The organism is Allokutzneria sp. NRRL B-24872 (assembly GCF_002155965.1).
Lineage (GTDB): Bacteria > Actinomycetota > Actinomycetes > Mycobacteriales > Pseudonocardiaceae > Allokutzneria.
Genome location: NZ_MUMH01000091.1, coordinates 1 through 19,446 on the forward strand (window position 1 = coordinate 1; position 19,446 = coordinate 19,446).

At 69.3% G+C, this 19,446-nt stretch carries 17 protein-coding genes; 14 read left to right on the top strand and 3 right to left on the bottom strand.

Annotation, left to right across the window (positions count from 1 at the left end; genetic code table 11):
- Nucleotides 1-120: 120 nt before the first annotated feature.
- From CCN37_RS23090 to CCN37_RS23140, 11 genes are all read left to right on the top strand, one after another.
- Nucleotides 121-786 (top strand): hypothetical protein, encoded by a 666-nt coding sequence (locus CCN37_RS23090; RefSeq protein ID WP_086824541.1) that lies wholly within the window; start codon nt 121-123, stop codon nt 784-786.
- Nucleotides 787-840: 54 nt separating this feature from the next.
- On the top strand, nt 841-1,716 hold the full coding sequence (locus CCN37_RS23095) for an aldo/keto reductase (protein WP_086824579.1): 876 nt from the start codon (nt 841-843) through the stop codon (nt 1,714-1,716).
- Nucleotides 1,717-2,601: 885 nt separating this feature from the next.
- Nucleotides 2,602-5,454, top strand: coding sequence for an AAA family ATPase (locus CCN37_RS23100; protein ID WP_256388074.1), 2,853 nt, complete (start codon nt 2,602-2,604; stop codon nt 5,452-5,454).
- Between the two features lie 169 nt (nt 5,455-5,623).
- Nucleotides 5,624-6,568 (top strand): ABC transporter ATP-binding protein, encoded by a 945-nt coding sequence (locus CCN37_RS23105; RefSeq protein WP_086824547.1) that lies wholly within the window; start codon nt 5,624-5,626, stop codon nt 6,566-6,568.
- 18 nt (nt 6,569-6,586) lie between these two features.
- Nucleotides 6,587-7,348 (top strand): ABC transporter permease, encoded by a 762-nt coding sequence (locus CCN37_RS23110; protein WP_086824549.1) that lies wholly within the window; start codon nt 6,587-6,589, stop codon nt 7,346-7,348.
- Between the two features lie 15 nt (nt 7,349-7,363).
- Nucleotides 7,364-8,569 carry a sensor histidine kinase gene (locus CCN37_RS23115; RefSeq protein ID WP_246843240.1) on the top strand — a complete coding sequence of 402 codons (1,206 nt, stop codon included), beginning with the start codon at nt 7,364-7,366 and terminating at the stop codon, nt 8,567-8,569.
- Complete coding sequence (locus tag CCN37_RS23120; protein WP_086824551.1) at nt 8,566-9,171, top strand: response regulator transcription factor; 606 nt, start codon at nt 8,566-8,568, stop codon at nt 9,169-9,171. Before CCN37_RS23115 ends, CCN37_RS23120 begins: the two co-directional genes overlap by 4 nt.
- A 373-nt stretch (nt 9,172-9,544) precedes the next feature.
- On the top strand, nt 9,545-10,891 hold the full coding sequence (gene ccrA, locus CCN37_RS23125) for a crotonyl-CoA carboxylase/reductase (protein WP_086824553.1): 1,347 nt from the start codon (nt 9,545-9,547) through the stop codon (nt 10,889-10,891).
- 14 nt (nt 10,892-10,905) lie between these two features.
- Nucleotides 10,906-12,612: a 3-hydroxyacyl-CoA dehydrogenase family protein gene (locus CCN37_RS23130; protein ID WP_086824556.1), complete on the top strand. Its 1,707-nt coding sequence runs from the start codon at nt 10,906-10,908 to the stop codon at nt 12,610-12,612.
- A 75-nt stretch (nt 12,613-12,687) separates the two neighbouring features.
- The gene (locus CCN37_RS23135) at nt 12,688-13,797 is read left to right on the top strand and encodes a DegT/DnrJ/EryC1/StrS aminotransferase family protein (RefSeq protein ID WP_086824558.1); all 1,110 of its coding nucleotides are present in this window, start codon (nt 12,688-12,690) and stop codon (nt 13,795-13,797) included.
- 20 nt (nt 13,798-13,817) lie between these two features.
- Nucleotides 13,818-15,068, top strand: coding sequence for an activator-dependent family glycosyltransferase (locus CCN37_RS23140; protein ID WP_086824559.1), 1,251 nt, complete (start codon nt 13,818-13,820; stop codon nt 15,066-15,068).
- A gap of 62 nt (nt 15,069-15,130) precedes the next feature.
- Here the strand turns inward: CCN37_RS23140 and CCN37_RS23145 are convergent, their stop codons facing one another.
- Nucleotides 15,131-16,030, bottom strand: coding sequence for an endonuclease domain-containing protein (locus CCN37_RS23145; RefSeq protein ID WP_168200812.1), 900 nt, complete (start codon nt 16,028-16,030; stop codon nt 15,131-15,133).
- A gap of 305 nt (nt 16,031-16,335) precedes the next feature.
- Between CCN37_RS23145 and CCN37_RS23150 the strand changes: the two genes are divergently transcribed.
- The 3 genes from CCN37_RS23150 to CCN37_RS23160 all read left to right on the top strand — a co-directional run bounded on the left by CCN37_RS23150 (nt 16,336) and on the right by CCN37_RS23160 (nt 18,128).
- Nucleotides 16,336-16,881, top strand: coding sequence for an EF-hand domain-containing protein (locus CCN37_RS23150; RefSeq protein ID WP_168200813.1), 546 nt, complete (start codon nt 16,336-16,338; stop codon nt 16,879-16,881).
- Between the two features lie 286 nt (nt 16,882-17,167).
- Nucleotides 17,168-17,800 carry a DUF2238 domain-containing protein gene (locus CCN37_RS23155; RefSeq protein WP_086824565.1) on the top strand — a complete coding sequence of 211 codons (633 nt, stop codon included), beginning with the start codon at nt 17,168-17,170 and terminating at the stop codon, nt 17,798-17,800.
- Complete coding sequence (locus tag CCN37_RS23160) at nt 17,790-18,128, top strand: VOC family protein (protein ID WP_246843241.1); 339 nt, start codon at nt 17,790-17,792, stop codon at nt 18,126-18,128. Before CCN37_RS23155 ends, CCN37_RS23160 begins: the two co-directional genes overlap by 11 nt.
- On the opposite strand, the gene CCN37_RS23165 is transcribed toward CCN37_RS23160, so the two are convergent.
- Entirely contained in the window at nt 18,121-18,591 is a 471-nt protein-coding gene (locus tag CCN37_RS23165) for an NUDIX hydrolase (protein WP_086824569.1), read from the bottom strand. The genes CCN37_RS23160 and CCN37_RS23165 overlap by 8 nt on opposite strands.
- A 2-nt stretch (nt 18,592-18,593) precedes the next feature.
- Nucleotides 18,594-19,325 (bottom strand): DUF5919 domain-containing protein, encoded by a 732-nt coding sequence (locus CCN37_RS23170; RefSeq protein ID WP_086824571.1) that lies wholly within the window; start codon nt 19,323-19,325, stop codon nt 18,594-18,596.
- Between the last annotated feature and the right edge of the window lie 121 nt (nt 19,326-19,446).

The following is a 19,446-nucleotide window of genomic DNA, read 5'->3' on the forward strand; positions in this document are numbered from 1 at the left end:
CCGTGCTACCACCCCGAAACCCCCGATTCCCGCCGCGCCCGACCCCTAGGTGCCCCTCCTCCTTCCGGCCGCGTCGCCGAAGTTCGGACTGGGAGCGTCGCGAGCCAATACGCTGGGGGTGTGGAACACGGCTCAGCCCCGCGAAGGCGCGCTCCGGCGAAGCGAACCGGCTTTCTGATCGGTTACAGCCTCGCGCTGGCGCTGTACCTGCTCATGGTCGCGACGGGGGAGCTGTGGGACCCGGCGAAGAGCACGACCGTGCAGATCCTCACCCTGCTCACCGCCCCTGCCGTGGCCGGTGGCCTGCCCGGGTTCCTGGTCGGTGTGGTCATCGACCTGGTGCGGGGGCACAGAACCCCTGCGCCGCAACGACTTCCTCCGGCGACGGCGGAGTTGGAGCCGAGGCCGGAGCGGGATGCCTGGGACCGCCTGCTGGCGGAGTGCGAGGAGCCGGTGCGCCGGGCCGGGATCGTCACCGCCGCGCTGTCGGAGTCCCCGGCCCGCGAGTGGTTGGAGCAGATCACCGAGGCCATGCGCGCCGAGCTCCCCGCCGCGCGCTCCCTCGCCGAGACCGGCAAGCGGCTGCACCCGCCCGGCACGCCGTCGATCACCACGCAGCCGGTGTACCTGCGGCTCAAGGCCGCCGCCGAGGAGTTCGCCGCCGCCGAGCGCAAGATCGTCGACGTCGCCGGTGAGCTGGCCGCCAAGCCCGACCTCGGCCGGGTCGACGACCAGCTGAAGCTGCTGGAGGAGAACCTCCCGCACCTGCGCTCGCCGGAGATTTAGCCGGAGCTGAATTCATGGTGGGTGGCGGCCGCTGGCGCGACGGTGGGCCGCGTGATGACCAACTCCAGCCCCACCTTCCTCCTCGGCGGCGAGCTTCCCGTGCGACGACTGGGATTCGGCGCCATGCGGCTCACCGGCTGGCGGCCGGAGACTGACCGCGCCGGTCCGATCTCCGTCGCGCGCCGGGCCGTCGAGCTCGGCGTGACCTTCATCGACACCGCCGACTCCTACGGTCTGGGCGCCAACGAGGAGCTGCTGGCCGAGGCGCTGCACCCCTACGCGGACGGCCTGGTCATCGCCACCAAGGCGGGCCAGTCCCGGCCGGGCAGGGGCAAGTGGGTGCCGCTCGGACGGCCGGAATACCTCGTGCAGCAGGCGGAGCTGAGCCTGCGCAGGCTGCGCGTCGAGCGCGTCGACCTCTTCCAGCTGCACCGCGTCGACCCGAAGGTGCCCGAGGACGAGCAGTACGACGCGCTGGCCCAGCTGCGCGCGGACGGCACCGTGCGGCACGTCGGGCTCTCCGAGGTCGGGGTCGAGCAGATCGAGCGCGCCCGCCGCTTCGTCGACGTCGCCAGCGTGCAGAACCTCTACAACGTCGGGGATCGGCGGCACGAGGAGGTGCTGGAGCACTGCGAGCGCGAAGGCATCGCGTTCGTGCCGTGGCTGCCGATCGCCAACGGCTCGGCCGACGCGGACGTCACTGCCGCGCTCGCCGCCGTCGCTGAGGAGATTTCCCTTGCCACGGAAGGCAAACCCGTGACATCGACGCAGGTGGCGCTGGCCTGGCTGCTCGCCCGCTCGCCGGTCGTGGTGCCGATCCCGGGGACCTCCTCCGCGGCTCACCTGGAGGAGAACGTGGCGGCCGCCGACCTGCGCCTCGGTCCCGAGCAGTTCGCCAGGTTGTCGGCCCTGCGCCCGGCCCCTGTGTAATTCACCGCCGACCGGAGGGGCGCGCGCGGGTCGCGATATCCCGGTTATGCGCCCTCTCACGTGAGCCGCTCACTGGTTCACTCGAACGGCTCAGCTCAGTCTCGTGCATTCATTTCGGTCGCTCTCGGTACCCGCGCACGGCGCTCGCGTTGATGCCGCCGTGCGCGGGTACGTGCGTTTCGGCGACGACGAACGGTGGTCCATCTGAAGCGTGTTCGGATTACCGCTGGATGCTTTCTTCCCCTTGTGATTGACCGCGCTATTACCACTGCGCGCCCCGTCGCATTCACCCGGCCCCCGCCCGGCCGCCCGCCTGCCCCCTGACGGCCGCCCGCCGTCCCGGCGGGGCCCGGCCCGGTGGGCCCCGCGGCCGCCTGGGACGACGTTTCCGGAAGACGATGTAGTCCAAGTGGCGTAATAGTGCGATGAAATGCCCCCTGGCCCGGTGACGCGCTGGTGGTGGCCCGGCACCGTCCGCAGTGAAATCGTGTCCGTGTCGTGTCTTGCGGACCCTTCCCGCCTAGGGAAACCACTATAGAAGCATCCCTTTATATAGAAAACACTGAACCTGCACTGTGACAGTTGTCATGGGTGAGGCAGGCTGTTGGTTGGCTTTTGGAGAGCATCAGTCGCAATGGTCCTGCGCTCCCCCTCCAGTACAGGGCCAGATACGTCGCCGTGCACCTAGTGGAAATGCTTCCCCGTGCGTCATCCAGGCGTTACACAAGGTTTGTCCGTGGATAGATTGATAGTCCCTAGTGCACTAGTTGACGATCACGTAACCTCGCGGTGTCTCCGCTCGGTGGAACATATTGTCAGCCTTCGACGAGCATCACGTAGGGCGCGTGGTGGGAGTGGCTGGGGGAGGTGGAGTACGTGTTACTTGTGGAGCGGGATCAGGAGCTGGGCACCCTGAAAGACCTGTTCGTGGACACGATGCGCGGCAATGGGCGAGTCGCGGTCGTGAGCGGCGGTGTCGCCAGCGGTAAGACCGAACTACTCCGCAGCATGGTGGAGCACTCGACGACGTCGGGCGCTCTGCATCTCAACGCAAATGGCTCCCCGATGGAACGGGCGATTCCGCTCGGGGTGCTTCACCAACTATTGTCGCGGGCTCCACTGAATGCAGAGCACGCGCCACTCGTCAAAAATATCCTTGCCAGTTCGAGAAGCGTCGGCGGAACTGCCGGTGCCCATTCTGGGGGAATGGGCAAAGGTATTGACCACCTGCCGCTGAACCTGGTTCGGGATGTGACCGAAGCACTCATCGAACTCGCGCGGACCGCGCCGGTTCTGATGACCGTCGACGACATCCAGTACGCGGATTTCGCGTCGCTGAACTGCCTGCGGCACCTGGTGGACCACCTCCAGGGTTCGCGGATCATGATGGTGCTCACGGAGTCCACGCACTCCGCCCCCGTGCACCCGGTGTTCCACACGGAGACCCTGCGCTCCAGGATCTGCAGCCGGGTCCGCCTCGGCACCCTCTCGAAGAGCGCGGTGCGCGCCGTCACCGCCGAGCACCTCGGCACCGACGCGGCCGATCGGCTCGCCGACGACTACTTCCGTTGCACGGGCGGTAATCCATTGCTCGTGCGGGCGCTCATCGACGACGCGCAGACGGCGGTCGTGGCCACCACGACGGCGGGCGTGACGCTGGAGTGCGCGCCGGGGCACGGGTTCCGCCAGGCGGTGCTCGCGTGCCTGGAGCGCAGCGAGGAGCAGACGCTGGACGTGGCGAGGGCGGCCGCGGTCCTGGAGACCTCCGGAACGCTCGCGGCCTCCTCGGTCGCGGACGCGAAGGTGTTGCTGCGCAGGGTTCTCGACACCGACCCGGAGACGGTGGACACCGCGCTCGGCGTGCTCGACGCGATGGGCGTGCTGGACGGATCGCTGGCCTTCCGGCACACGGCGGGGCGCGCCGCGGTGCTGGACGACCTCGACCGCGAGCACCGGTCGCAGCTGCACTTCCGCGCTGCTCAACTGCTCCACCTGGAGGGCGCTCCGGCCGGGCGCATCGCGGCGCACCTCGTCGCGATCGGCCAGGCGGGCTCCAGCTGGGAGTCCGAGGTGCTGTTGGAGGCGGCCGAGCGGGCGCTGGCCGAGGACGACACCGAGAGCGCGTCGCGCTGCCTGGAACTGGCCGAGGCCGGGTGCACCGACGACGAGCAGCTCGCCAGGATCAGGGCCGCGCTGTCCAGGGTGGAGTGGCGGCTCAACCCGGGGACCGCGCTGCGTTACCTGACGCCGCTGTTCGAGGCGTTCACCCGCAACCAGCTCGGCGACGGCGACGCCAGCACGCTGCTGCGCTACCTGCTGTGGCACGGCCGCGTCGACCGGGCCGCCGAGGCGATCGAGCGCACGGCGCACGCCGACCGCTCGCGGGTCGGGCTGCAGTTCGGCTCCGCGTGCCAGCTGCTGGTCAACTCCTACCCGCCGCTGCGGCCGGTGGTGGCGCGGGCGCAACAGCTCCCGGTCATCGAGCCGTACGCGTCGGCGAACGTCAGCCGGTGCGCTCAGGCGGCGAACGCGTTGCACAGCGCGCTCACCGACGGCCCCGGCAACCGGGTCACCGAGAGCGCGTTGCAGTTCCTCCAGCGCACCAAGCTCTCCGACAACACCATCGAGGCGGTCGAGTCGGCGCTGCTGGCCCTGGTCTACGGGGAGCGCACGGACAAGGCCGGGCCGCTGTGCGACGAACTGCTGGAGGAGGCCACCTCGCGCGGCGTCCGCACCTGGCAGGCCGTGCTCAGCGGTGTTCGCGCGGACATCGCGCTGCGGCAAGGAGATCTGCCCGCGGCGCGGCAGTTCGCCGAGCGCGCGCTCGCCAGCATCCCCCGGCAGAGCTGGGGAGTGGCCGCCGCCGGGCCGTTGGCGACCCTCGCGCTGGCCACCCTGGCCATGGGCGAGATCGACAAGGCGGCCGAGCAGCTGGAGTTCCAGGTGCCGGACTCGGTGTTCCAGAGCCGTTTCGGGCTCCAGTACCTCCAGGCGCGCGGGCACTACTACCTGGCGACCGACCAGCTCCAGGCGGCGCTGGCGGACTTCCAGTTCTGCGGCGCGCTGATGCGGGAGTGGGGCATGGACTCGCCGAGCTTCCTGCCGTGGCGCTCCGACGCCGCGCAGGTGCACCTGCGGCTCGGCGAGGCGGCCAAGGCGCAGGAGCTGCTGACCGAGCAGCTCGACCTGACCTGCGCCGCCAGCCACCGCGCGCGCGGCACCTCGCTGTTCCTGCTCGCCAGGACCAAGGAGGTCGGCAAGCGGGTCGCGGTGTTCCGGCAGGCCATCGACTCGCTGTACGCGGCGGGCGACCGGTTCATGCTCAGCAAGGCCATGCACGGCCTGGGACAGACCTACCACTCGCTGAACGAGCCCGGGAAGGCGCGGATGTTCAAGCACCGCGCCGAACAGCTCGCGATGCAGCTGCGCCCCGCGGCAGGGGACGCGGAGCGGGAGGAGCCTCAGGCGCGCCCCACCGTCGGCGCCGAGCGGGTCGAGGAGCGGGCGCACGAGCCGCAGGCCCGGGTGTCCAGCCTGACCAGCTCGGAGCGCAGGGTGGCCGAGCTGGCCGCGCACGGCTACACCAACCGGGAGATCTCCCGGCACCTCTACATCACGGTGAGCACGGTGGAGCAGCACCTCACGCGGGTCTACCGCAAGCTCAACGTCGGCAGCCGCGCGGCGCTGCCGAGGGAGCTCCAGCTGGACATGAAGACGGCCGGGACCGCGGCCAGCTAGCGGGTTCAAACCATCGTGGGACCCCCTGTCGTGCGACGGGGGGTCCCACGCTGTTTGTACCCGCCCTGACCTGCGAAAAGGGATTCATGCACGAGCATGACAACTGTCACCGGGAGCTCGTGACGGGCGGCCTACGCGGACTGTCGGTGGCTTGCGCATAGTTAGTCGCATGGAAGAGGTTCTGGCTTCGGAGAGCACCGACCGGCGTGCCGCCGGCGGCAACGGTGCGGCGATCCACATCAGCGGGCTGAAGAAGCACTACGGCGCGGTCCGCGCGGTCGACGGCATCGATCTGTCGATCGCCCCGGGCGAGGTCGTCGCGCTGCTCGGCCCCAACGGGGCGGGCAAGTCGACCGCCGTCGACATGATCCTCGGGCTCACCAAGCCGGACCACGGCGAGGTGACCATCTTCGGCAAGTCGCCGAAGGAGGCCGTCTCCCACGGCACCATCGGCGCGATGCTGCAGAGCGGCGCGCTGCTGGACGACGCCACGGTCGGCGAGATGGTCGGCATGGTGGCCTCGTTGCACCGCAAGCCGATGCCGGTCAAGGAAGCGCTGCGCCGCGCGGGCATCGCCGATCTGGTCAAGCGCCGCTCCACTCGCCTCTCCGGCGGCCAGAAGCAGCGCGTGCGCTACGCCGTCGCCCTGGTCAGCGATCCCGACCTGCTGATCCTCGACGAGCCGACCGCCGCGATGGACGTGGGCACCCGGCGCGAGTTCTGGCACTCCATGCAGGAGTTCACCGCCGCCGGTCGCACCGTGGTCTTCGCGACGCACTACCTGGAGGAGGCGGAGGAGTTCGCCGACCGGGTCATCTTCATGAAGGCGGGCAAGATCGTCGCCGACGGCTCCGTGGCCGAGGTGCAGGCGCTGGCCGCCGGTCGCACCCTGCACGCCAAGATCCCCGGCGCCACCCAGGCCGAGATCGAGGCGCTGCCCGGTGTCGCCGACGTGGACGTCCGGCACGACAAGGTGGTGATCGTCAGCTCCAGCTCCGACACCACGCTGCGCGCGCTGCTGGCCCGGTTCCCCAACGCGCGGGACATCGAGATCGCGGGTGTCAGCCTCGACGAGGCTTTCATCACGCTCACCAGCAACCTCAACAACAGCTGAGCGGGAGTAGAGACAGCCATGAACCTCGGATACCTCGGTCTGGAGATCCGGCGTGCGCTGCGCGCTCCAGGCACGCTGCTGTTCACCATCGGCTTCCCGGCGATGTTCTACCTGCTGGAGATGATGCTCTTCAAGGACGTCGCCGGAGCGGGCGCCGAAGGCGGTGCGGGCACCGCCGCCGCGCAGTACCCGGTGACGATCATGGTCGGCCTGTGCGCGTGGGGCGTGATGACCGCCGGTCTGCTCATCGGCACCCGCGTGGTGCACGAGCGCACGGCGGGCTGGCAGCGCCAGCTGCGGCTGACCCCCTTGTCCGGCGCGGGATTCCTGGTCGGCAAGGTCACCGTCGGCATGGCCGTCGCCCTGCCGACCGCGATCGTCGTCCCGGTGGTCGCGGTGCTGGTGGAGAACGTCCAGCTGACCCCGGTCGGCTGGCTGCACGCCACGCTGTTCGTCTGGCTCGGCTCGCTGCCGTTCGCGATCATGGGTCTGCTGATCGGCCAGCTGTCCAACAAGGACAACGTGCAGAACTTCGTCATCGTCGGCATGCTCCTGCTGGCCATGTTCGGCGGGTTGTTCATGCCGCTGGACATGCTGCCGCCGTGGTGGAACGACCTGGCGCAGTTCGTGCCCAGCTACTGGCTCGCCGAGATCGGCCGGGTCGGCGTGCTGCCGAACTACGGCACGCTGCTGACGCCCACGCTGGTCCTGCTCGGCTGGTCGGTCGTGCTCGCCGCCGGTGTGATGTGGCGCTACCAGCGCGACAGCGCGCGCACCTGATCTAGTGTCGCCGTCATGATGCGCAAGCTGCTGGACTGGGGTGGTGGACCGGGGTTGCGGTCCACCACCCCGGATTCGGACGAGGGGTCGAAGGCCGCACCGGCGTTGGCGGTGCTCTTCAGCGTGATGATGATCCCCGCCTGGATCGACGCGCTCGGCCAGGTCCGCGAGGCCAGCCCGCAGCTGTGGGCGCTCGCGGCCTTCGTCGGCGTCTCCTACAGCATCGCCTGCATCCTCGCGGTTCCCTTGGCGCGCAAGGTTTCCTGGTCCTCCCAGGTGCTGGTCTGCCTGGCGCTGCTCGCGATGGGCATCGCCTTCGTGGTGCTGACCGGCCTGGAGAACTCCTGGGTGCTGATCTGCGCGCTGGGCATCGTGGCCGCGCTGATGCCGCCCGTGGTGACCGGCGTGGTCACCCTGGTGACGCTGGTCGGCCTGTCGGCCAGCGCGATCTACCAGCAGGAGTTCGAGGCGCAGCTGCCCAACTTCGTGCTGCTGTTCTCGGTGACCTCGGCCGCCGCGCTGATGGTGGGGCTGGCAAACGCCTACGTCGAGCTGAAGCAGGCGCGGGATCAGATCGCGATGTTCGCCGTCGCCAAGGAGCGCGCCCGCTTCGCCAGGGACCTGCACGACATCCTCGGGCACAGCCTGACCACGATCACCCTCAAGGCCGGGCTCGCCCGCCGCGTGCTGGAGATGGACGACCTCGAGCGCGCGATGACGGAGATCCGCGACGTGGAAAGGCTTGGCAGGCAAGCACTCGCCGACGTGCGGGCGACCGTGTCGGAGTACCGCGTCATCACCCTCTCCGGCGAGCTGGCCGGGGCCAACGAGACGCTGCGCGCCGCGGGCATCGAGGCCGACCTGCCGCGCGCCGTCGACGACGTGGCGCCCGAGCTCCAGCAGGTTTTCGGTTACGTGCTCAGGGAAGCGGTGACGAACGTGGTCCGGCACTCGGGCGCGCAGAAGATGAGCGTGCGGCTGGGCAGCGACTGGATCACCGTCACCGACGACGGGGTCGGCGCCCCGGCCGACGCGGTCGGCAACGGGCTGCGCGGACTGCGCGAGCGGATGGAGGCGGTCGGCGGCACCCTGGAGGCCGGGGCCGTGCCGAGGGGTGGCTTCCAGCTCCGGGCCAGCGCGCCCGTCCCCGAACACCCCCAGAACCCCCCGGCGCCCGCCGAGGCGGAGAATGCCGTTGAGAGCACGGGAGGACACGCGTGATTCGGGTTCTTGTCGCCGACGACCAGGCGCTGGTGCGCGGCGCCCTGGCGACGATGCTGGACCTGGAGCCGGACATCACGGTCGTGGCCCAGGTCGGCTCCGGTGACGACGTGCTGCCCGCCGCACGGCGGTCCGCGCCCGACGTGGTGCTGCTGGACGTGCACATGCCGGGCAAGGACGGCCTGGCCGCGGCGAAGGAGCTGCACGCCGAGCTGCCCGACTGCAAGATCCTCATCTGCACCACCTTCGGCAGGCCGGGCTACCTGGTGCGCGCCATGGCCGCCGGGGCTTCCGGCTTCATCGTCAAGGACGCCCCGCCGGAGCAGTTGGTCGACGCGGTGCGCCGGGTGTACAACGGCCTGCGCGTCGTCGACCCGGTGCTCGCGGCCGAGTCGCTGGCCACCGGGCCGAACCCGCTGACCGTGCGCGAGCGCGAGGTGCTGGGCGCGGTCGCCGACGGCAGCACGGTGGCGAAGGTGGCCAAGGCGCTGCACCTGACCGAGGGCACGGTGCGCAACCACCTGTCCTCGGCGATCGGCAAGACCGGCGCCCGGACCAGGGGCGAGGCCTACCGGATCTCGGAGGAACGCGGCTGGTTGTAGACGGCCACTCCGCAAGGACGCCCCTTCGCGGGGCCCGGCGCGGGACGGCGACGCCCGGGGGGACACGCCCCCCTAATCTCCCGGGCCGACTCGTCCCGCGTCGTTCTTTTTGTCCGTTTCTCCTGCGGTGCCCGCAGTGAGGGGTTGCGGAACTGACCGGTGGCGGATAAGGGGAAAATGTGTAGGAGAACCCCCTTTTGTTAGGGGCGAAGTCCCGTGTTCTAGGGGTGACGTCCGTGCCGGGCCGGTGGCTACTGTCGATGAGGCAGGCGCGTGTATGCGTATGCATGAAACTGGGGGCATCAGCGCGGTCAAAGCCTGACCTGCGGTTACGTCGCGCCGACGCACCCTCCGACAGCCCGGAGGAACCGTCGTGCAGGAGATCGTCGACGCGGTCCTCTCCGAGGACGCAGACGCCGCGGACTTCGCCGCGGTGTCGATCCCGGAGAGCTATCTCGGCGCGGTGGTGCTCGCCGAGGAGTCCGAGATGTTCGCCGGCATGGACACCCGGGACAAGGACCCGGTGAAGTCCCTGCACGTGCAGCCCGTGCCGACCCCGCAGATCGGCCCGGACGAGGTGCTGGTGGCGGTGATGGCCAGCGCCATCAACTACAACACCGTCTGGACCTCGATCTTCGAGCCGCTGCCCACCTTCGGCTTCCTCAAGCGCTACGCGCGCGCCGTCCCCGGGGCCGAGCACCACGACCAGCCCTTCCACGTGGTCGGCTCCGACCTGTCCGGGATCGTGCTGCGCACCGGCTCGGCCGTGCGCGGGTGGCAGCCCGGTTCGCGGGTGGTCGCGCACTGCCTCGACGTGCAGCTGAACTCCCCGGACGGCCACGACGACTCCATGCTCGACCCGGAGCAGCGGATCTGGGGCTTCGAGACCAACTACGGCGGGCTCGCACAGCTCACCGTGGTGAAGGCCAACCAGTTGATGCCCAAGCCCGCGCACCTCACGTGGGAGGAGGCGGCCGCGTCCGGGCTGGTGAACTCCACCGCCTATCGCCAGCTCGTCTCCGCCAACGGCGCGCGGATGAAGCAGGGCGACGTGGTGCTGATCTGGGGCGCCGCGGGCGGTCTGGGTTCCTACGCCACGCAGATCGTGCTCAACGGCGGCGGCATCCCGGTGTGCGTGGTGTCCAGCCCGGAGAAGGCCGACCTGGTGCGCTCCATGGGCGCGGAGCTGGTGATCGACCGCTCCGCCGAGGGCTACAAGTTCTGGAAGAACGAGCGCGAGCAGGACCCGCGCGAGTGGAAGCGCTTCGGCGCCAAGATCCGCGAGCTGACCGGGGGCGAGGACCCCGACGTCGTCTACGAGCACCCGGGCCGGGAAACCTTCGGCGCCAGCGTGTTCGTCACGCGGCGCGGCGGGACCGTGGTCACCTGCGCGTCCACGTCGGGCTTCGAGCACAGCTACGACAACCGCTACCTGTGGATGCACCTGAAGAAGATCGTCGGCTCGCACTTCGCGAACTACCGCGAGGCGTGGGAGGCGAACCGCTTGATCGCCAAGGGAATGATCCACCCGACACTGTCCACTGTGTACCCGTTGGCGGAGACGGGGCGGGCCACCAGCGAGGTCCACGCGAACCAGCACAGCGGCAAGGTCGGCGTGCTCGGCCTCGCGCCGTCGCCCGGTCTCGGCGTCACCGACCAGGAGCTGCGCGCGCGGCACGTCTCGCAGATCACCCGATTCCAGCAGCAGCCCAGCCACTGAGAGGCATCGGCGCCATGACAGCTCAGCACGCCAGTTTCGGCCCGGTCGGCGTCGTCGGCCTCGGCTCGGTCGGCCAGTCCCTCGTCGAACTGCTCAGCGGAGCGGGCATCGACGTCCTCGGCGTGGACTGCGACCCCGGCGCGGTGGCCCGCGCTCGCGGCCGCGCACCCGGATCTGTGTTGCTGGGCAACGACTTCTCCGCGCTGAGCGCGGCCGAGGTGGTGATCGAGGCGGTTCCGGAGCACTACGAGAGCAAGGCGCTGGTGCTGCGCACGATCGCCGAGACCTGCCAGCCCGGCACCGTTCTGGTCAGCACCACCGCCTCGCTGTCGCTGGCCTCGCTCGCGGTCGCCTCCGGCCAGCCCGGGCAGGTCGTCGGCCTCGCGTTCCTGGCCCCGCCCGCCGAGCGCACCGGCGTCGAACTGGTCGTCACGGCCATGTCCAGCGCGGACGCGGCGGCCAAGGCCAAGGAACTGCTCGAACTGCTGCCGATCGCGCAGAAGGACCTCGGCGCCGCGCGCGGGCACGCCTGGGACCTCGTGCTGGCCTACCTGAACCGCTCGGTCGCCCTGTACGAGGTCGGCTACGCCACGCGGGAGGACATCGACACCGCGATGCGGCTCGGCTGCGGTCTGCCGACCGGACCGCTCGCGCTGCTCGACCGCATCGGGCTCGACGTGGCGCAGCGCGCGCTCACCGACCTGCACGAGCGCACCGGCATCGCCACGCACGCGCCGACCGGGTTGCTGAACCGGATGGTCGAGGGCGGGCTGCTCGGGCGCAAGGCCGGGCAGGGCTTCTACACCTACTCCCCGGCCGGGGAGATCGACTCGGAGCCCGAGCGCTCCGACCGCGGCGGCGCCGCGCGGGCGCGGGAGATCAACCGCGTCGGCGTTGTCGGCTCCGGCACGATGGCGCGCGGCATCGCCCAGGTGATCACCCAGGCCGGACTGGAAACGGTGCTGGTGGCCAGGGACGAGCACAAGGCCGACGCCGCCGTGCGGGCTGTCGACGAATCGCTGGTGCGCGCGGTCCGGCGTGGTCGGGTCACGCCGGACCAGCGCCGCGCGGCGCTGTCGCTGCTGATCCCCAGTGCCTCGCGGGCCGCGGTCGCCGACTGCGACCTGGTCATCGAGGCCACCGCGGAAGAGATCGAGATCAAGGCCGAGGTCTTCGCCGAGCTGGACGGGATCTGCAAGAAGGGCGCGATCCTGGCGACCACCACCTCCAGCCTGTCGGTGACCGCGTGCGCGGAGGCCACCAAGCGGCGCGGCGACGTGGTGGGCATGCACTTCTTCAACCCGGCGCCCGCGATGAAGCTGGTCGAGGTCTCGCGCACCGAGTTCACCGACGACGACGTGCTGACCTCGGTGCACGCCTTGGCATCCCGGCTGCGCAAGACCACAGTGGACTGTTCCGACCGCGCCGGGTTCATCGTCAACTACCTGCTGTTCCCCTACCTCAACGACGCCATCAGGCTCGTCGAGTCGGGTGCGGCGACGGTACCGGGGCTGGACGCCGCGATCGAGAGCGGATTCGGCTATCCGATGGGCCCCTTCACCTTGCTGGACACCATCGGGCTGGACATCTCCGAGGCGATCCAGTGGCGCCTGCACGAAATCAACTACGACCCCGACGTGAAGCCCGCGACCCTGCTGACCAGGCTCGTCGAGCTGGGCAGGCTCGGCCGCAAGACCGGTGCGGGTTTCTGGGGTGCCTAGGGGTTGTTGTCACCACGTCGCTGAGATTGGCTGACCGGACGGCGGCGGTCGCTGGCTTGGAGGTTCTGCGTACCCATGGTTACTCGTGTCTGGGACTACATGCTCGAATACGAGCAGGAGCGCGAAGACATCCACGACGCGGTGGAGACGGTCTTCCGGTCCGGGCAGCTCGTGCTGGGCAACAGCGTGCGCGGCTTCGAGGAGGAGTACTCGGCCTACCACGGCGTCGACCACACCATCAGCGTGGACAACGGCACCAACGCCATCGTGCTCGGCCTGCGGGCCCTGGGCGTCGGCCCGGGTGACGAGGTCATCACGGTGTCCAACACCGCCGCGCCCACCGTCATCGCGATCGACCAGATCGGCGCGATCCCGGTGTTCGTGGACGTCCACGAGGACGACTACCTGATGGACGTCGGTCAGGTGGAAGCCAAGATCACGCCTCGCACCAAGGCGTTGCTGCCGGTGCACCTGTACGGCCAGTGCGTGGACATGGCGCCGTTGCAGGAGATCGCCGACAAGCACGGCATCCCGATCCTGGAGGACTGCGCCCAGTCCCACGCCGCCCGCCACCACGGCAAGATCGCGGGCACGATGGGCAAGGCGGCCGCGTTCTCCTTCTACCCCACCAAGGTTCTCGGCGCCTACGGCGACGGCGGCGCCACGATCACCTCCGACGAGGAGATCGCCGGGAACCTGCGGCGGCTGCGCTACTACGGCATGGAGACGACCTACTTCGTGGTCTCCACGCCCGGGCACAACGCGCGCCTGGACGAGCTGCACGCGGAGATCCTGCGCCGCAAGCTCACCCGCCTCGACCAGTACGCGCAGGGCCGCCGCGACGTGGCTCAGCGCTACCTCGAAGGGCTCGGCGACACCGATCTGGTGCTGCCCAAGGTGAACCCGGGCAACGAGCACGTCTACTACGTCTACGTGGTCCGCCACCCCAAGCGGGACGCGATCATCGAGGCGCTGAAGGCCTACGACATCCACCTCAACATCAGCTACCCCTGGCCGGTGCACCGGCAGACCGGCTTCCACAAGCTGGGCTACGAGGAGGGGTCGCTCCCGGTGACCGAGAAGCTCGCCAAGGAGATCTTCTCGCTCCCCATGTACCCGACGCTGCCGATCGGCACGCAGGAGAAGGTCATCGCCGCGGTGCGGGAAGTTCTCGCCACCGTCTGAGCAGTGGGAGAAGTCCAGTCATGCGCGTACTGTTCGCGACCGTCTCGGAGAAGTCGCACGTCCTGACCATGGCGCCGCTGGCGTGGGCGCTGACCAACGCCGGCCACGAGGTGCGCGTGGCCAGCGCCCCCGGGGTGACCGACACGATCACCAACGCGGGGCTGTCGGCGGTGCCGATCGGTACCGAGCACACCGTGCACGACATGCTCGCCGAGCAGGAGACGATCGAGAACGAGTTCTCCGACTGGAGCGAACCGTTCCTGGACAAGCAGCAGTGGGAGACCCTGCTGCTGCGCTACCAGATCGCGGTCGAGTACGCGTTCATGCCGTACAACGACACCCTGCTCGATGACCTCGTCGAGTTCTCGCGGTTCTGGAAGCCAGACCTGGTGCTGTGGGACCCGATCACCTTCGCCGGCGGAGTCGCGGCGCGGGTGGTCGGGGCCGCGCACGCACGGCTCAACTGGGCCGTGGACGTCTACGGCGCCATGCGCGAGGTCTTCCTGCAGCTCAAGGACCAGCAGCCGCTTGAGGCGCAGACCGACCCCATGGCCGACTGGCTCGGCGGGCACCTTTCCCGCTTCGGCTCGGACTTCCACGAGGACGTCGTGAGCGGTCAGTTCACCGTCGACCAGGTGCCGACCAGCATCCAGATCCCCTTGAACGTCAACAGGGTCGCGATGCGGTACACGCCCTACAACGGCCGCTCGGTGATCCCCTCGTGGCTCAACGAGCCCCAGGAGCGGCGGCGCGTCCTGCTCACCCCCGGCATGTCCTTCGCCAAGGCCCTCGGTGGCACCTTCGTGCCCTTGAAGGAGTCCTTCGAAGCCCTCGCCGACCTCGATGTCGAGATCGTCGCGACGCTCAGCGATCAGGAGCGCTCGCTTGTCGGCACGCTCCCGCCCAACGCGCGCGTCGTCGACTTCGTCCCCATGCACGCCGTGCTGCCGACGTGCTCCGCGGCCGTGCACCACGGTGGTTTCGGCACGTGGTCGACTGCCGCGCTCTACGGGGTGCCGCAGTTCATCCTGCCCATCCGCATGGCTGACATGTGGATCAAGGCCAAGCTCACCGAGAAGGCCGGAGCGGGCCTCTACTCGCACCCCACGCAGACCACCGCGGAGAGCCTCCGCGAAGGCGTGCGGCGGCTGACCGAGGAATCCACCTTCGCCGAGGGCGCCAAGCACCTCCGCCAGGGCATCCTCGAAACCCCCACCCCCAACGACATCGTCTCCACCCTGGAAACCCTCACCACCACCCACCGCACCTAGCCCGCGCCGCCGTACCTCGCGTTTTGGCAACTCCTTGCGATTCGGGAGCGCTCCACTTCGCATCACGTTGCCAAAACGCGACGGACGCGGCGGGATTCGATTAGCGCTTTCTGCACGGCGGCGACTACCCCCTCGGGGTTGGAGTACAGGGCGGACGCGGTGACCGAGACGACGCGCCATCCGTTTTCCTGCAACAGGTTGAGGCGTTGGCGGTCGCGGCCGAGCTGGTTGGGTTCGGCGTGCCACGCGCCGTCGTACTCCACCGCTACGCGCTCCTCCTCGAAGCCCAGGTCGACGCGCGCGATGAAGTGCGATCCGTTGCGGACGACGAGCTGCGGCACGGGGGAGAGCCCGGCCAACGCCAACAGGACGCGCAACTCGGACTCCGGTATGGACTCCGCTCTGGGGTCGACGAGCTGCATTGCCGCGCGGCCGAGCCGGACGCCGTGGTCGTGCCGATCTTCGACGAGCTGGCTCAGCTCTTCCACGTCCGCGTTGCCCGCGCGCAGCCACGCGTCGGTGTAGGCGACGCGTTTCTCCAACGGCAGCAACCCGATCAGCAGGTCATAGGCGATGCGCACCGAGCTGGCGATCCGGATGCCCTCCCACGGTTCGCTCTCGTCCTCGCTGACGTCGACGCGTCGTATGCGCAGTCCGGGTCGCCACCTCGCGCGATCGACGAAGGTCGAGTTCATCTCGACCGGATCGTCGGCTGCCGCGAGCGGAACCCCGCGCACTGTCGCCGCGGACCGGCCAGTCAGCACGCATCCCTCCGGAACGATCAGTGCGGCGGCCCGGCACCTGAGCTCGTGCGTGATCGGGGTGCCGCGAACGACGTAGGCGTTGCGGTACAAGCGGATGAACCGCGGCGTTCGCAGCTCGGCGGCAGTGAGCACGCCTGCGGAGACCGCGTCACTGCCGCGGAACAGGGCCACTTCGAGTTTCGGTCTGACAAGTCGCATGTCCTCACTGTCACCCACACTCCCGCGATCCCCGTTCCCTCCATCCACAGCCCGCCGATCCATCCACAGATCTCAACTCCCCCTTGACAAGCGTTGTGTCAACTTCTTGCGAACGTGAGCGTTCCCAAATCGCATCAAGTAGCCAAAACGCGCGAAATCGGCGAGTTCTCTAGGTGAGGGCGCGTGGGGGTGGGTTGCGCGGATCGGGGAGTGTTGGCGGGAATTCGGGTGATGATCATCCGGTGGTGGCGGGTTGGGGCCTAGCGTCGATGGCGGCCAACGCACGCCCAGCAGTAGGAGAACCCATGGTCGCCGACATCCTGGCGCGGAAGTACAAGAAGATCTTCGGCCTGTACGACAACAACCGCAACGGCTTCGTCGAGAAGGCCGACGTGCAGCGGATGAAGCGGCAGTACCTCAGCGCCTTCGAGGTCGACCCCGCCTCGGCGAAGGGGGTGGCGGTGAGCGAGTGCTGGGACTCCTTCTGGAGGGCGCTCACCAGCTCGCTCGACCACGACGAGGACGGCCAGGTCAGCAGGGAGGAGTTCCTGAGCGGCTTCGAGGCGCTCGCCCTCGGCGACCCGGCGACCTTCGACAAGGTGCTCCGCCCGCTCGTCCAGACGGCGTTCACCCTCATGGACACCGACGGCAGCGACGCGGTCAGCGCCAAGGAGTTCCGCCGCTTCCAGGCTTCGGTCGGCAACGGCGACCAGGCCGACGCCGTGCTCGCCAAGATCGACCAGGACGGCGACGGCCTCATCTCGATGGACGAACTCGTCGCGGACGCGCGCGAGTTCCTCACCAGCTCCGACCCCACCAACTCCACCAACTGGCTGCTCGGTCCCATCTAGGCCTCGCCACCACGCCCAGCGAACCCGCACCCAACCCGCAGACCCACGCCACCCCAAGCGCCGCGCCCGATTTTTCGGCGTTTTGGCAACGCGTTGCGAATGAGAGCGCTCCCAAATCGCAACAAGTAGCCAAAACGCGAAAAGGAGGGCCTGCGGGGGTGAGGGGTTTGAGGGGGTGGATGGGTAGTTGTGCTCATTCAGGGCGGCGCGGGAGGTGTGAGGGTTCTGGCGGTCAGGCGTGCCGGTGATGCGGTACGCACACTCCGGAACTGGGTAGGAACCTCGCGTGAAGCGTGAACCCCTCGTCCTGCTGGGCGTCGTCCTCGTCGCGGTCGCCGTGTCGGCGATCAACCCGCGCTCCTGGGGCACGTGGGCCCTCGAAGTGCTGCCGATCGGGATCGCGCTGGTCCCGCTGGCGGTGAGCTACAAACGCTTCCGGCTCACTCCGCTGACCTACCGGTTGATCGCGGTGCACGCGCTGATCCTCACGCTGGGCGCGCACTACACCTACGCCGAGGTGCCGCTCGGCGCGTGGATGCAGGACTGGTTCGGCTTCGAGCGCAACCACTACGACCGGATCGGGCACTTCGCGCAGGGCTTCGTCCCGGCCGTGGTGGTGCGCGAGCTGCTGCTGCGCCGCACTCCCCTGGTCCCGGGCCGCTGGCTGGTGACGTTGATCATCTTCGTCTGCCTTGGCGTCAGCGGCGGGTTCGAGGTGTTCGAGGGCTTCGTCGGCATGCTGGGCGGGGACGGCGCCGCCGACTACCTGGGCACTCAGGGCGATCAGTGGGACACCCAGTGGGACATGACGATGGCCCTGCTCGGAGCGTGCTCGGCGCTGCTTCTGTTCTCCCGGGTGCAGGACCGCGAGATCAAACTGGTAGAGGTAGCCCATGAAGGTGAACAGGGTGGTCGCTGATCTGCCGACCACGAGCATGGCCGCGGCCGTGAGGTTCTACACCACCGTCGTCGGGATGCGCGTGGTGATGAACCAGGGGTGGATCGTCACCCTCGCGGACCCGCAGCACCCTGAGGTGCAGCTCAGCCTGATGACGCACGACGCGACAGCGCCCGTGGTGCCGGTGGCCTCGATCCAGGTCGAGGACGTGGACGCCAGCTACCAGGCGGCGCTGGACTCCGATGCGGAGATCATCTACGAGCTGACCGACGAGCCGTGGGGGGTGCGCCGGTTCTTCGTGGAGGACCCGGACGGCAACGTGGTCAACATCCTGTCCCACATCAGGTGAAGTACGGGGAGGTGGGGTCGGCCAGGCCCCGCTCGATCCGCAGCCGGATCGAGGGGTGGACGTCCAGGGACCGCAGGTCCTCGCGCGCCACCCACCTCACCTCCTTCGACTCGCTGCTGGCGCGCGGGTGCCCGCCGGTGGGCACCGCGCGGAAGCAGATCGAGAACTCCTGGCGGACCTCGCCGTCGGAGAAGGCCACCACGTGCGCGGGGTTGGAGAAGACGCCGACCAGGCTGACCACCTCCACCACGACACCGGTCTCCTCCTCGACCTCGCGGACCACCGCCTGGGCCACGGTCTCGCCGCACTCCTGCGCGCCGCCGGGGATCGCGTAGCGGTCGTTGTCGGTGCGCCTGATCATCAGCAACCGGCCCTCGGCGTCGAGCACGACCGCGCTCACGGCGGGTTTGAGGCTGTTGGCCCTGGGCGCGGCCGGGTCGTTGAAGTGGTCGATGCGCGCCATGCCTATAACCTCGCCCGCTCAGCTCCCGCCCACACGCTCGCGAAGCTCGCCGCGTAGGTCTCGAACATGTGGCTGGAGGAGAGCCTGCGCAGGTGCATCGCGGGCGCGTGACCGCCAGGGACGCCGAAGACGTGGGTGTTGACGACCATCTCGTCGTCGAAGCGGAACACGGAGTTGTAGAGGGTCCGCTTGTGCAGCCGGATCTCGATGCCCTCCACATCGGCCAGCGGCCGGACGAACGCGAGCGCGTTGCGGATGCGCGCGGCCACGGTGCCTCTGCCGAGCTGTTCCTCCTCGCTGCGCTTGGCCGCCTCGCGGGCAGCGGGGTCACCGAAGAGCAGCTGGACCTTGGTGCCCTCAGCGGCCTTGGCGCGCAGCTTCCGGGCGAAGTCCGGGCGCTCGACCAGGAACAACGCCGCCAGGGAGAGGACTTCGACGCGCTCGGTGGCGGTGTCGAGCAGCCGGTCCCAGAGGTCGGTCGGCACGTCGCTGCGCCTCGGGTAGAGCTTCACCAGCTCGGACTCGGCCAGCTCCGGGCTGACCGAGTCCGGCCACAGGTAGTCCTCGGCCTCGCGGACCAGGGTGGCGATCGTGCGCCGGTGCCGGGGGTAGGGAACCCGTCCCTGGGTGATCCACCGTTCGACGGTCTTGCGGTCGACGCCGGTCGCCCCCGCGGCGTGTTCGAGGCCGAAGCCGTTGCGCTGCAACGCTTCCTTGAGTCGTTCGTTGGCCACACAAGCTCCTTCGCACCGCTGGGGACGCGCGCAACCTAGCAAGGACGTCCTCAGATGTCCCGCCATGCGGTGCGCGCGTCCCGGTATTGCGCCGAAAGCCTCCCTGGCCGAGAACGATCAA

Excerpts from the sequence above, each read along its gene's own strand:
- CCN37_RS23095 (WP_086824579.1), top strand. The coding sequence starts at position 841 with ATGACCAACTCCAGCCCCACCTTCCTCCTCGGCGGCGAGCTTCCCGTG.
- CCN37_RS23105 (WP_086824547.1), top strand. The coding sequence starts at position 5,624 with ATGGAAGAGGTTCTGGCTTCGGAGAGCACCGACCGGCGTGCCGCCGGC.
- CCN37_RS23110 (WP_086824549.1), top strand. The coding sequence starts at position 6,587 with ATGAACCTCGGATACCTCGGTCTGGAGATCCGGCGTGCGCTGCGCGCT.
- CCN37_RS23115 (WP_246843240.1), top strand. The coding sequence starts at position 7,364 with ATGATGCGCAAGCTGCTGGACTGGGGTGGTGGACCGGGGTTGCGGTCC.
- CCN37_RS23130 (WP_086824556.1), top strand. The coding sequence starts at position 10,906 with ATGACAGCTCAGCACGCCAGTTTCGGCCCGGTCGGCGTCGTCGGCCTC.
- CCN37_RS23135 (WP_086824558.1), top strand. The coding sequence starts at position 12,688 with ATGGTTACTCGTGTCTGGGACTACATGCTCGAATACGAGCAGGAGCGC.
- CCN37_RS23140 (WP_086824559.1), top strand. The coding sequence starts at position 13,818 with ATGCGCGTACTGTTCGCGACCGTCTCGGAGAAGTCGCACGTCCTGACC.
- CCN37_RS23145 (WP_168200812.1), bottom strand. The coding sequence starts at position 16,030 with ATGCGACTTGTCAGACCGAAACTCGAAGTGGCCCTGTTCCGCGGCAGT.
- CCN37_RS23150 (WP_168200813.1), top strand. The coding sequence starts at position 16,336 with ATGGTCGCCGACATCCTGGCGCGGAAGTACAAGAAGATCTTCGGCCTG.
- CCN37_RS23165 (WP_086824569.1), bottom strand. The coding sequence starts at position 18,591 with ATGGCGCGCATCGACCACTTCAACGACCCGGCCGCGCCCAGGGCCAAC.